At 70.7% G+C, this 12118-nt stretch carries 12 protein-coding genes; 8 read left to right on the forward strand and 4 right to left on the reverse strand.

What is annotated here, in order from left to right:
• Positions 1–28 precede the first annotated feature (28 nt).
• Positions 29–241, reverse strand: coding sequence for a hypothetical protein (locus tag DEJ47_RS34330; protein WP_150175020.1), 213 nt, complete (start codon positions 239–241; stop codon positions 29–31).
• Between the two features lie 157 nt (positions 242–398).
• On the opposite strand from DEJ47_RS34330, the gene DEJ47_RS34335 reads away from it, so the two are divergent.
• Entirely contained in the window at positions 399–1199 is an 801-nt protein-coding gene (locus DEJ47_RS34335; RefSeq protein ID WP_150175021.1) for a polyprenol monophosphomannose synthase, read from the forward strand.
• Here the strand turns inward: DEJ47_RS34335 and DEJ47_RS34340 are convergent.
• Positions 1168–1932 carry a DUF4239 domain-containing protein gene (locus DEJ47_RS34340; protein WP_150175022.1) on the reverse strand — a complete coding sequence of 255 codons (765 nt, stop codon included), beginning with the start codon at positions 1930–1932 and terminating at the stop codon, positions 1168–1170. The two genes, DEJ47_RS34335 and DEJ47_RS34340, sit on opposite strands and share 32 nt — an antisense overlap.
• A gap of 15 nt (positions 1933–1947) precedes the next feature.
• Positions 1948–2532 (reverse strand): hypothetical protein, encoded by a 585-nt coding sequence (locus DEJ47_RS36685; protein WP_223828615.1) that lies wholly within the window; start codon positions 2530–2532, stop codon positions 1948–1950.
• Between the two features lie 261 nt (positions 2533–2793).
• Between DEJ47_RS36685 and DEJ47_RS34350 the strand changes: the two genes are divergently transcribed.
• From DEJ47_RS34350 to DEJ47_RS34365, 4 genes are all read left to right on the forward strand, one after another.
• Positions 2794–3777, forward strand: coding sequence for an SCO0930 family lipoprotein (locus DEJ47_RS34350; protein ID WP_150175024.1), 984 nt, complete (start codon positions 2794–2796; stop codon positions 3775–3777).
• Positions 3778–3991: 214 nt separating this feature from the next.
• Complete coding sequence (locus DEJ47_RS34355) at positions 3992–4804, forward strand: SAM-dependent methyltransferase (RefSeq protein WP_150175025.1); 813 nt, start codon at positions 3992–3994, stop codon at positions 4802–4804.
• Complete coding sequence (locus tag DEJ47_RS34360) at positions 4801–6936, forward strand: putative bifunctional diguanylate cyclase/phosphodiesterase (protein WP_150175026.1); 2136 nt, start codon at positions 4801–4803, stop codon at positions 6934–6936. Before DEJ47_RS34355 ends, DEJ47_RS34360 begins: the two co-directional genes overlap by 4 nt.
• A 25-nt stretch (positions 6937–6961) precedes the next feature.
• Entirely contained in the window at positions 6962–7705 is a 744-nt protein-coding gene (locus DEJ47_RS34365) for a VOC family protein (RefSeq protein WP_150175027.1), read from the forward strand.
• 23 nt (positions 7706–7728) lie between these two features.
• Here DEJ47_RS34365 and DEJ47_RS34370 read toward each other — a convergent pair whose 3' ends face one another.
• On the reverse strand, positions 7729–8604 hold the full coding sequence (locus DEJ47_RS34370; protein ID WP_150175028.1) for a LysR family transcriptional regulator: 876 nt from the start codon (positions 8602–8604) through the stop codon (positions 7729–7731).
• Positions 8605–8699: 95 nt separating this feature from the next.
• On the opposite strand from DEJ47_RS34370, the gene DEJ47_RS34375 reads away from it, so the two are divergent.
• Genes DEJ47_RS34375 through DEJ47_RS34385 form a run of 3 tightly spaced genes read left to right on the forward strand, consistent with a single transcriptional unit; the run spans position 8700 to position 12112 of the window.
• Positions 8700–9407, forward strand: coding sequence for a succinate dehydrogenase (locus tag DEJ47_RS34375; RefSeq protein ID WP_150175029.1), 708 nt, complete (start codon positions 8700–8702; stop codon positions 9405–9407).
• A 3-nt stretch (positions 9408–9410) separates the two neighbouring features.
• Positions 9411–11369: a fumarate reductase/succinate dehydrogenase flavoprotein subunit gene (locus tag DEJ47_RS34380; protein ID WP_150175030.1), complete on the forward strand. Its 1959-nt coding sequence runs from the start codon at positions 9411–9413 to the stop codon at positions 11367–11369.
• Positions 11366–12112 carry a succinate dehydrogenase/fumarate reductase iron-sulfur subunit gene (locus DEJ47_RS34385; protein WP_150175031.1) on the forward strand — a complete coding sequence of 249 codons (747 nt, stop codon included), beginning with the start codon at positions 11366–11368 and terminating at the stop codon, positions 12110–12112. The genes DEJ47_RS34380 and DEJ47_RS34385 overlap by 4 nt, the downstream gene beginning before the upstream one ends.
• The last annotated feature ends 6 nt before the right edge of the window (positions 12113–12118 follow it).

Genomic DNA, 12118 nt, shown 5'->3' on the forward strand with positions numbered 1-12118 from the left:
TCGGGTCGGGGTGCCGGAGGGGCTGGGTTCAGGCGTGCGGCCATACGTGCGGCCCGCCGCGCCACTCGACGAGGTGCCGGTCGTCCAGCGCGATGTCGGCCTCGCTCAGCCCGGCCCGCCGCAGGAGTTCCGTCAGGTCCTCGTCGCTGTGGGCGACGCCCGCGTCCTGTCCGCGCACGGTGACCTGCCGTCCGCCGTCGGCGGCGGGCGGGTGGACGACGATCGGTGATTGCCAGGCCATGGGACCAGAGTGCGCTGTTTCGGGCCGCGGCGCACCGCGGTTAACGGCCAAGGCGACCGAGGTGACCACCAACTGACCTTGGACACAGCGGTGTTGGCGGAAACGTGTGATGCCTGTCGTAGGGTGGGGACGACCGCGCGGTGCGTCGTACGGGGGGATGATCGTGGAGCAGGCGTCCCGGGCCGCCGGCCGGGCCTCCCCGAAGGTCGTGGTCGTCGTCCCCACGTACAACGAGCGGGAGAACCTGCCCCTCCTCGTCGGCCTGCTCACCTCGCTCGGCCTGCCGAACCTGCGCGTCCTCGTGGTCGACGACGGCTCGCCCGACGGCACCGGCGCGCTCGCGGACCGGATCGCGGCGGAGTCCGACGGAATCGTCGCGGTCCTGCACCGGACGCGGAAGGACGGCCTCGGCCGTGCCTACGTCGCCGGAATGACCCGTGCCCTCGCCGACGGCGCCGACGTCGTGGTCCAGATGGACGCCGACCTCTCCCACCCCGCGGAAACGATTCCGCTGATGGTGCGCACCCTGCTCGCCGGCGGCGACGACCTGGCCGTCGTCATCGGATCCCGCTACGTGGCGGGCGGCGCGCTCGCCACCGCATGGGCCTGGCACCGCAGAGCGCTCTCCGCCTGGGCGAACTTCTACGTCAACGCGGTCCTGCGGCTCGGCGTCAAGGACGCCACGGCCGGGTTCAAGGCGTGGCGCCGCACCGCGCTGGAAGCGATCGACCTGCCCTCGGTGCGGAGCAACGGCTACTCCTTCCAGGTCGAGATGAATGACCGCGTGCTCCGGCGCGGCCTGCGCATCGCCGAAGTGCCGATCACCTTCGAGGAGCGCGTCAACGGCGAATCGAAACTCAGCCTGCGCGTGCAGGCCGAGTCTGCGATCACCCCGTGGAGACTGCGGTTCGCCCGCAAGGGCGCGGTCAGCCCCCGAGACCGGGGAACAGCGACTTGAAGGGTTCCGCCGTCGCCGCGATGCCCCGGCTGTAAGGGGCGTCGAAGTCCCAGATGAGGAAGAGCAGGAAGGCGAAGAGGGCGGAGAACAGTCCGGCGAGGACCAGTTCGCGCGGTGTACGGCGGATCTGCAGGGCGAAGATCATGCCGATGGTGACGAGACCGCCCGTGATCAGACCGAACCAGACCACGCCCGGCATCGTCGCGCCCACGCTGTCGGCACGGGCGCTGCGCGCGTCGTCCGCGGCCGCCACCGAGTCGACCAGTGGCTGGTACGCCTGCGCCTCGAAATCCGACTTCGGTTCGTAGTCGGTCACGTCATGACGTACGCGCGCCAGGAGTTCCGCGCCGCGGTCGGTGAGTTCTCCCTTGGACTTCATGGTGTCCCACTCGGTGGTGACGACATGGCTGACATAGGTGTGGACGTCGTCGCGAATACGGTCCCGCACTTCCTCCGGGTAGATCCGCGCCCGCTCCGAGACCTCGTGCAGCGCCTGCGCCTCGACGCGGACGTGTTCCTGGGCGGCGCCGCGCGCCTCCCAGACACCCGCGATGGCCAGGCCAAGGACGATGGCGTACACGACACCGATCATCATGGTCATGTACTCGATCACGTCCGGGGTCTCGGACGCGTCGTAGTCCGCGCCGGTCCTGCGGTGCCGCAGGAGGGTCACGATGAGCACGACACCGCAAGCGGCCACCATCGCGAGGGTGAGAACAAGCCATTCCGACATGGATACCTCCGGCGGTCAGCGCGGGCGCAGCGCGGCGACGGCGAGCACCGCGGGTGCCGTGACGAGCAGGGTGAGCGAGACGAGGGACGGGCCGTGGCGCGGCGGCTGTTTGCGGGGCGGAGCGTGGTACTCCGGATACGTGACGGGCTCCGGCTCCGGTTCGGCCTTGGGCGGCTTCGGCGGGCGGGAGGACGGCTTGGGCTCGGGCTTCGGCGCGGGCGCCGGAGCCGCGGCCTGCCGGGGCGGTGGAGGCGGTGGTGCCGCGGGACGTACGGACGGCTCGGGCGGTGCGGGAGCCGGGGGCGCCGGGGGCGGTTCGGGCGCGGGCGGCTCGGGAGGCGGGGGCGGAGGTGGTGGTTCCGGGGGAGGGGGCGGAGGCGGCGGCTTCGGGGGACGCACCGGCCCGGCATGGCAGTCGGCTCCGTCGCCCGCGACGGCCACGTTGTCGCCACCCGTGCCGCCCGGGCCGATCGACGCGTAGGCGCAGGCGTCGGCGGACGCCGTGCCGACGGCCGACGACGCGCCGAGCAGCAGGGCGAGCGCGACGAGCGCCAACACGCGCGTGACGAGGGGCGACAAGGCTCGCGAAGTTCCGTGCACGACGAGGAGCATGAGCCCCACGCGCGCCCGCTACGCCATCCGAGCCACCGAATGACCCGAAGGGAGGACCCGTGCGCGTCGCTTGTTTGACGGACGGCCCGCGCGGCCCTCGCCCGTGTTCGAACACCGCACGCGCCCCACGCACCGCGCAAAGAATCTTGCACCCCGGTTGAACGCGCCGACCGCCCCGCCCCGTACCTAGGGCCATGTCGCGGCGCAACCGGGTGCCACGACACCTCTGCGGACAGTGGGAGTCAAACGATGCCGTATCCAAGTGGGGGTTCCCCCAGGGCCTGGCGGAGCGCCTCGCTCGTTGCGACAGCCGCGGCCCTGCTGGCGCTGACGACGGCGTGCGGCCAGGAGAAGGGCGACCAGTCCCCGAACGGGCAGAACGTGGGCAACGAAGCGCCGGCGAAGGGCGACGGCTACGGCGGTGACGGCGGCTACGGAGCGGACTCCGGCGCCGCGGACAAGGGTGCGGACGCCAAGGCGAAGCCGGCCGGGCAACTCGCGGTGTGGGACAGCAAGAAGCTCGGAAAGGTCGTCACCGACAGCGAGGGCCGCACCCTCTACCGCTTCGACAAGGACAGCGCCCAGCCCCCCAAGTCCACCTGCGACGCCGCCTGCCTGAAGGCATGGCCGCCTGTCGCCGCCGACGGCGCGAAGGCCGCTCCCGGCGTCGACGAGTCCCTGCTCGGCGAGGTCACGGCCGCCGACGGCACCAAGCAGCTGACCATCGACGGCTGGCCGATGTACCGGTTCGCGAAGGACGCGGAGGCGGGCGACGCCAAGGGCCAGGGCGTCGGTGGCACTTGGTACGCCGCCGCCCCGGACGGCAAGAAGGCGGCGCCCGCCGCGGCGCCCGACACCGCCCCCGTCGACCCGGCTGGCCTGTCCACCCGCAAGGACCCGAAGCTCGGCGAGATCGTCGTCGACAAGAACGGCATGACCGTCTACCGCTTCACGAAGGACTCCGCCTGGCCCATGAAGTCCGCCTGCACCGGAGCCTGCCTCGACAAGTGGCCGGTGGTGGCGCCGGTGGACAAGAACGACACTCGAGGAATCCTCAAGAAGGGCTTCACCGTGTTCGACCGGCCGGACGGGCAGAAACAGCAGACGATCGACTGCTGGCCGCTGTACACCTTCTCCGGCGACGAGAAGCCCGGCGACACCAACGGGCAGGGGGTGGGGGGCACTTGGTACGCGGCGAGCCCGCAGGGCAAGGCGGTCGGCGCCCCCGGGTAGTCCGGCGCGGCACACGGACAGACCGGCCCGTCCCCTCCCATATCACAGGGAGGGGACGGGCCGGTCGACTGTGTGGGACACGGCACTTGCCAAAGGCAGTGACCGAGAACGGACGGCCAATTTCCGTTTTGACTCGCTCCCTTGGCGGACGATCAGTAGCCTCACCCTCGAACACCGGATCGCCTGCGCCGTCCCCCTACGCCTTGGAGTCTTGATGGAGCGTCCCGCCTGGGCACCGCCCGGCATCGACCTCTCGATGCCCAGCGTCTCCCGCATCTACGACTACTACCTGGGCGGCTCGCACAACTTCGAGGTGGACCGGGAGGCGGCCCGCAAGGCGATGGAGTTCATGCCGGGCCTCCCGAAGATCATGCAGGCGAACCGTGCGTTCATGCGGCGGGCGGTGCACCACGCCGTGGCGGAGGGCGTCACCCAGTTCCTCGACATCGGCTCCGGGATCCCGACGTTCGGCAACGTCCACGAGGTGGCACAGCAGGCCAGCCCCGAGGCCGCCGTCGTCTACGTGGACCACGACCCCGTCGCCGTCGCACACAGCCGTGCCGTGCTCGAAGGCACCGAGCGCACCGCCGCCCTCGCCGCGGACCTGCGCAAACCCCGGGACATTCTGGGCAGTTCGGAGGTCGCGTCGGTCCTCGACCTGGACCGCCCGGTGGCTCTTCTTCTTGTCGCCGTCCTGCACTTCGTCGAGGACGCGTACGATCCTTACGCGGCGGTCGCCGAACTGCGGGACGCACTCGCGCCCGGCAGCCTCGTCGTCCTCAGTCACGCCTCGTACGAAGGGATCCCCGTTCCCCCCGAGCAAGCCGGCCGGACGGTCGGTGTATACAAGGACATCCGCAATCCACTGATCATGCGCTCGCGCGACGAGATCGCGCGGTTCTTCGAGGGATACGACATGGTGGAACCCGGCCTGGTGCCGATGCCGCACTGGCGGCCCGACACTGCTCCCGAGGAGGAGGATCCGTACTCCTTCTCGGGATACGCGGGCGTGGGACGGAAGCGTTGAGCGGCGAGCAGGACGGACCCGAGGGCAGAATCCGGCGGTTCGCCACCATCTGGAGCCGTGCGATCTTCCCCGTGACGGCCACCTCGCTGACCCGTCCCGAATTCGAACAGCAACTGGTGCCGCTCGCCAGGCGGTTGAGTGTCGCGCTCCAGGAGCGGGTCTTCGACGCGGCGGAGAGCCAGGCCGTCGGCGCCGCGCTCATCGGCACGCACTGCACGGACCCCGAGGCGCTCAGCCGCACGCTCGACTGCGTCGACGCCTACCTGGTCCTGTACTGCGGCGGCGACGGACCGCGCGAAGAGCTGCGGGCCCGCTCCGCGCGGATCCAGCACGCCATGGCCGCGGGCTTCGCCCAGGCGCTCCGCGAGCGCACCCTCGCCGAGCAGGAGGCCATCTCCCGGGCCGCGCTGAACGCGCGCAGCGCCGTCGCCGAGGCCCTGCATGCCAGCGAGGCACGCTTCCGCGCCGTCTTCCAGGGCGCCGCGATCGGCATCGGGATCGCCGACCTCGACGGCACGGTCCTCGAGGTCAACGACGCGCTGATCCGCATGTTCGGCGGCCTGGAACACCAGCTGCGCGGGCGCAACGTGGGGGAGTGGACGCACCCCGACGACTCGCCCCACGTCTGGAAGCTCTACGAGGAGCTGGTGCGCGGCGAGCGCGAGCACTACCGCGTGGAAAAGGCGTTCTACCGCCCGGACGGCACGGTCCTGTGGACCAACCTGACGGTGTCGCTGCTGCGCGACGCGGACGGAGTGCCGCAGTACCAGCTGGCGCTGATGGAGGACACCACCGAGCGCCGGCTGCTCAACCTCCGCCTGCGGTACGAGGCCACCCACGACGCGCTCACCGGACTGCCCAACCGCACCCTGTTCTTCGAACGCCTGGACAAGGCGCTCTCCGCCGGGCAGAACGCCCGGTTCGGGCTCTGCTACCTCGACCTCGACGGCTTCAAGACCGTCAACGACAGCCTCGGGCACGCGGCCGGCGACCGGCTGCTCGTCGAGGTCGCCGACCGGTTGCAGTCCTGCGCGACCGCACCCGGCGAGATGGTGGCCCGGCTCGGCGGCGACGAGTTCGTGGCCCTCACCACGGGCCCCGACACCGAGACCGAGGTCGACGAGCTCGCCGGGCGCATCATGAACGCCCTCGCGACGCCCATCCGCGTCGACGGGCGCGAGCTGACCGTGCGCGGCAGCATCGGTGTCGTGGAGGGCCCGGCCAACGAGCGCGGTGCCGCGGAGGTCCTGCGCAGCGCCGACATCACGATGTACCGGGCCAAGTCCGCGGGCGGCAACCGCTACGAACTCGCCGACCCCGAGGCCGACGCCCGCGCGATCACCCGGCACGGCCTGACCACGGCGCTGCCCGCCGCCCTGGAGCGCGGCGAGTTCTTCATCGAGTACCAGCCGCTCGTCCACCTCGGTGACGGCAGCGTGCGCGGCGCCGAGGCACTGGTGCGGTGGCTGCACCCCCAGCACGGCATCATCGGCCCGGACCGCTTCATCCCCCTCGCCGAGCACACCGGCCTGATCGTGCCGCTCGGCCGCTGGGTCCTCGAGGAGTCCGTACGCCAGGCCCGCCGCTGGGAGGCCCGCCACACCGAAGCCGGCCCGCTGCGCGTCAACGTCAACCTGTCGCCGATGCAGCTGACCCACCCCGGGCTCGTCTCCGACACGGTCGACATCCTGGAGCGCGAGGGCCTGGAGCCGGGCGCCCTGTGCCTGGAGGTCACGGAGTCCGCGCTGATAGGGGCCGACGACGACCTGCTCAAGCCGCTGCGCAGGCTCGCCGAGATGGGCGTGGACATCGCCCTCGACGACTTCGGCACGGGCTACTCCAACCTCGCCAACCTGCGCCGCCTGCCGGTGAGCGTCCTCAAGCTGGACCGCTCGTTCACCCAGGGCATGCAGCACTTCCCCGCCGACCCGGTCGACCTCAAGATCGTCGAGGGGATCGTCGCCCTCGCGCACAGCCTCGACCTCGCGGTCACGGTGGAGGGTGTGGAGACGGGCGCACAGGCGGACCAGCTGCGGGAACTCGGCTGCGACACGGCCCAGGGGTGGTACTACGCCCGCCCGGGCCCGCCGGACCGCCTGCACGAACTGGCACTCGCGGACGCGACGGGCTGACCATGACAACAGGACGGCTCGTACCGTGATCCGCTGGGCATACGCGTTCGTCGACCGGCCGCGCGACCGCTTCCCGCAGGCGTGCGCCTTCTGGGCGGCGGTCACCGGCTCGCACCTCTCCGCACCCCGGGGCGCGACCGACGAGTTCGTGACGCTGCTCCCCCCGGACCCCGCCGACGCGTACGTCAAGGCGCAGGCCGTCGACGGCGGTCCGGGCGGTACCCACCTGGACCTCGCCGTGGACGACGTCGCCGCCACCGCGGCCGAGGCGCGCGCACTCGGCGCCGCCCCGGTCCACGCGGAGGACGGCCTGGAGGTGCTCCGCTCCCCGGCGGGCGTGCTGTTCTGCGTCGTTCCCTGGTCCGGCGAGACGTCCCGCCCCGCACCGCTCACGGCCCCCGACGGCACGGTCAGCATCCTGGACCAGGTGTGCGTGGACATCCCCCCGCAGTCGTACGACACCGAGATCACTTTCTGGGCGACCCTCACGGGCTGGGAGTCCACGCCGAGCACCCGCCCCGAGTTCCACCGCGTCACTCCACCCCGGACGCTCCCCCTCCGCCTCCTCCTCCAACGCCTGGAATCCCCGTCCCCCGCCGGAGCCCACCTGGACCTGGCCTGCTCGTCCCCGGACGCGGTCCGAGCCCGGCACGAGACGCTCGGCGCCACGTACGTGTCACGCGGCGCGAACTGGCTCGTGATGCGGGACCCGGCGGGCGTGCCGTACTGCCTGACGGGCCGCGATCCCGGGACGGGCGGGTTGCCGTAACCGGGCCCCACAGAGCTTGGGTCTCAGCGTTCCAGCAGCATCCGCTGGAGTTCGCGTGCCGCCCGCGGCGGTGCCACGTCGCTGCGGTGGGCCAGGGCGATCGTTCGGTGGAGGCTCGGCTTGGCCAGGGGGGTCATGCGGAGGTCGGGGCCCGAGCGTTCCGCGACCATGCGGGGGACCACCGCCACGCCCAGGCCCGCTCGGACGAAGCCGAGGACCGCGTCCATTTCGCCGCCCTCCACCGCGAACTCGGGCTCGAAGCCCTCGGCGCGACAGGCGGAGACGGTGAGTTCTCGCAGGTCGTAGCCGTGACGGAACATCACGAGGCGTTCGCCCTGGAGGTCGGCGATGCGGACCTCGCGGCCGAGTGAGCGTGCACCCGGTGCCGAGACCACCACCAGGTCCTCGCGGAGCAGTTCGAGGGTGGTGAGGGCCGGGGAGGGGGACGGGAGGGGGAGGACCACCAGGGCCAGGTCCAGCGCGCCGCGTGCCAGTTCGCGGACCAGATCGTGCGAGCCGCCCTCCTCGATGAGGAGCTGGATCCCCGGGTGGCGGTCGTGGAAGGCGCGCAGGACGTCCGGGAGCAGGCCCGTGCACACGCTCGGTGTCGCGCCGAGCCGGATCCGGCCACGGCGCAGCTGTGCCAGTTCCTGCACCTCGATGCGGGCCGTGTCCGCGTCGGCCAGGATGCGTCGGGCGAGGGGGAGCAGCGCCTCGCCCGCGTCCGTCAGGGTGATGTTGCCGCGTGCCCGGCTGAAGAGTTCGGCGCCCAGTTCCTTCTCCAGGGCGCGGATCTGCTGCGAGAGGGAGGGCTGGGAGACGTGGACCTCTTCCGCCGCCCGCGTGAAGTGCCGGGTCTCGGCGACGGCCACGAAGTAGTGGAGCTGCTGGAACTGCATGGGACCACCGTACGACCCTGCATAGGCTCAGGCTATGGAGATGAGCCGAACCATCTCTTGGACCGATCGGGACTTTCGGCCTTAGCGTCTCTGACATGGCTCTGGCAACGCGGACGGACAAACGGCCGTCCATGACCCGTACGCTCTGGGACTCCACCATCGGCAAGAAAACGGTGATGGCGGTCAGCGGCTTGATCATGCTGCTCTATCTGTTCCTGCACATGATCGGGAACCTGAAGATCTTCTTCGGCCCCGCGGAGATCAACCACTACGCGCACTGGCTCCGCACCCTCGGCGAGCCCTTCATGCACTACGAATGGACGCTCTGGCTGTTCCGCGTCGTGCTCGTCGCCGCCGTCGTCGCGCACGCCGTGTCCGCGTACCAGCTGAGCCGCCGCGACATCAAGGCGCGCCCCACCCAGTACGTGCACAAGCGGCGCGAGGCGAGCTTCGCGACCCGCACCATGCGCTGGGGCGGCATCATCATCGCCCTCTTCATCGTCTGGCACATCCTGGATCTGACGACCGGCACCGTGCACCCGGACGGCTATGAGCACCTGAAGCCGTACCAGAACATCGTGGACACCTTCTCCACCTGGTACGGCAACGTCGTCTACATCGTCGCCGTGGTCGCCGTCGGCTTCCACGTGCGGCACGGACTGTGGAGCGCCGCGCAGACCCTGGGCGTGGGCACCGCGACCCGCAACCGCGTCCTCAAGCCCCTCGCCAACGGTCTCGCCCTCGTGCTGACCGTGGGCTTCGTCTCCGTACCCGTGGCCGTCATGACCGGACTGGTGAGCTGACCCATGAACTACTCCAGTGAGTACTCCGCGTACACGACGGGCGAACCGGTCGTCGACACCAAGGCGCCCACCGGGCCCATCGCCGAGCGCTGGGACACCCGCCGCTTCGAGGCGAAGCTCGTCAACCCGGCCAACCGGCGCAAGCAGACCGTGATCGTCGTCGGGACGGGGCTCGCCGGCGGATCCGCCGGGGCCACCCTCGCCGAACAGGGCTACCGCGTCGTGCAGTTCTGCTACCAGGACTCGCCGCGTCGAGCCCACTCCATCGCGGCGCAGGGCGGCATCAACGCCGCGAAGAACTACCGCAACGACGGCGACTCCGTCCACCGGCTCTTCTACGACACCGTCAAGGGCGGCGACTTCCGCGCCCGCGAGTCCAACGTCCACCGGCTCGCGCAGATCTCCGTCGAGATCATCGACCAGTGCGTCGCACAGGGCGTGCCGTTCGCCCGCGAGTACGGCGGGCTCCTCGACACCCGCTCCTTCGGCGGCGTGCAGGTGTCCCGGACGTTCTACGCCCGCGGACAGACGGGCCAGCAGTTGCTGCTCGGGGCCTATCAGGCGCTCAGCCGGCAGATCGCGGCGGGCAACGTGGAGATGCACCCGCGGACCGAGATGCTGGACGTGATCGTCGTCGACGGGCGGGCACGCGGCATCGTCGCCCGCGACCTGATCACCGGGAAGATCGACACCTACTTCGCCGACGCCGTGGTCCTGGCCTCCGGCGGCTACGGCAACGTCTTCTACCTGTCGACCAACGCCATGAACTCCAACGCCACCGCCGTGTGGCGGGCCCACCGGCGCGGCGCGTACTTCGCCAACCCCTGCTTCACCCAGATCCACCCCACCTGCATCCCGCGCACCGGTGACCACCAGTCCAAGCTGACGCTGATGAGCGAGTCGCTGCGCAACGACGGACGCATCTGGGTGCCCAAGGCCAAGGGCGACGACCGGCCCGCCGCCCAGATCCCCGAGGACGAGCGCGACTACTACCTGGAGCGCATCTACCCCTCCTTCGGCAACCTGGTGCCGCGTGACATCGCCTCGCGCGCCGCGAAGAACGTGTGCGACGAGGGGCGCGGGGTCGGGCCCGGTGGCCAGGGCGTCTACCTCGACTTCGCCGACGCCATCCAGCGGATGGGCAAGAACAAGGTCGAGGAGAAGTACGGCAACCTCTTCGACATGTACGAGCGGATCACCGCGGAGAACCCGTACGAGGTGCCGATGCGGATCTACCCCGCCGTCCACTACACGATGGGCGGCCTCTGGGTCGACTACGACCTGCAGACCACCGTCCCCGGCCTCTTCGCCATCGGCGAGGCCAACTTCTCCGACCACGGCGCCAACCGGCTCGGCGCGAGCGCCCTCATGCAGGGCCTCGCCGACGGCTACTTCGTGCTGCCGTCCACCATCAACGACTACCTCGCACGCAACCCGCACAAGGACGAGGTGAGCGACGACCACCCGGTCGTGCAGGAGGTGCTCGCCGAGACCGAGGACCGCCTCAACCTGCTCCTGTCCGTCGACGGCGACCGCACCCCCGACTCCTTCCACCGCGAACTCGGCGAAGTGATGTGGGAGTTCTGCGGAATGGCCCGCACGGAGAGCGGCCTGCTCAAGGCCCTCGAGCGCATCCCGCAGATCCGCGAGGAGTTCTGGCGCCGCATCAAGGTGCCCGGCACCGGCGAGGAGTTCAACCAGTCCCTGGAGAAGGCGAACCGCATCGTCGACTACCTCGAACTCGCCGAGCTGATGTGCCTCGACGCCCTGCACCGCGCCGAGTCCTGCGGCGGCCACTTCCGCGAGGAGTCCCAGACCCCGGACGGCGAGGCGGCCCGCGTCGACGAGGAGTTCTCGTACGCCGCCGCCTGGGAGTTCACCGACACCGGCGCCGCCCCCGTCCTCCACAAAGAAGACCTCGTCTTCGAGTACGTCCACCCCACCCAGCGGAGCTACGCATGAAGCTCACCCTGCGCGTCTGGCGCCAGAAGAACGCCGACGCCGACGGAGCGATGTCCACGTACGAAGTGGACGGAATCTCCTCCGACATGTCCTTCCTCGAAATGCTCGACACCCTCAACGAAGAGCTCATCGTCAAGGGCGAGGACCCCGTCGCCTTCGACCACGACTGCCGCGAGGGCATCTGCGGGGCCTGCTCGCTCGTCATCAACGGCGACGCGCACGGCCCCGAGCGCACCACCACCTGCCAGCTCCACATGCGCTCCTTCGAGGACGGCGACACGATCGACATCGAGCCGTGGCGCGCCTCGGCCTTCCCCGTCGTCAAGGACCTGGTGGTGGACAGGTCCGCCTTCGACCGCATCATCCAGTCCGGCGGCTACATCAGCGCACCGACCGGCTCGGCGCCCGAGGCGCACGCCGCGCCGGTGCCCAAGCCGGACGCGGACTCCGCCTTCGAGCACGCCGAGTGCATCGGCTGCGGGGCGTGCGTGGCGGCCTGCCCCAACGGGTCGGCGATGCTCTTCACCTCGGCCAAGGTCAACCACCTGAACGTGCTTCCGCAGGGCGCCCCCGAGCGGGAGACCCGGGTGCTCGACATGGTCGCGCAGATGGACGCCGAGGGCTTCGGCGGCTGCACGCTCACCGGTGAGTGCGCCACCGCCTGCCCGAAGGGCATTCCGCTGCCGTCCATCGCCGCCATGAACAAGGAGTGGCTGCGGGCCACCCGGAAGGTGAGCCGCTAGCGAGGA

Origin of the sequence: Streptomyces venezuelae (assembly GCF_008642355.1) — a bacterium.
Lineage (GTDB): Bacteria > Actinomycetota > Actinomycetes > Streptomycetales > Streptomycetaceae > Streptomyces > Streptomyces venezuelae_B.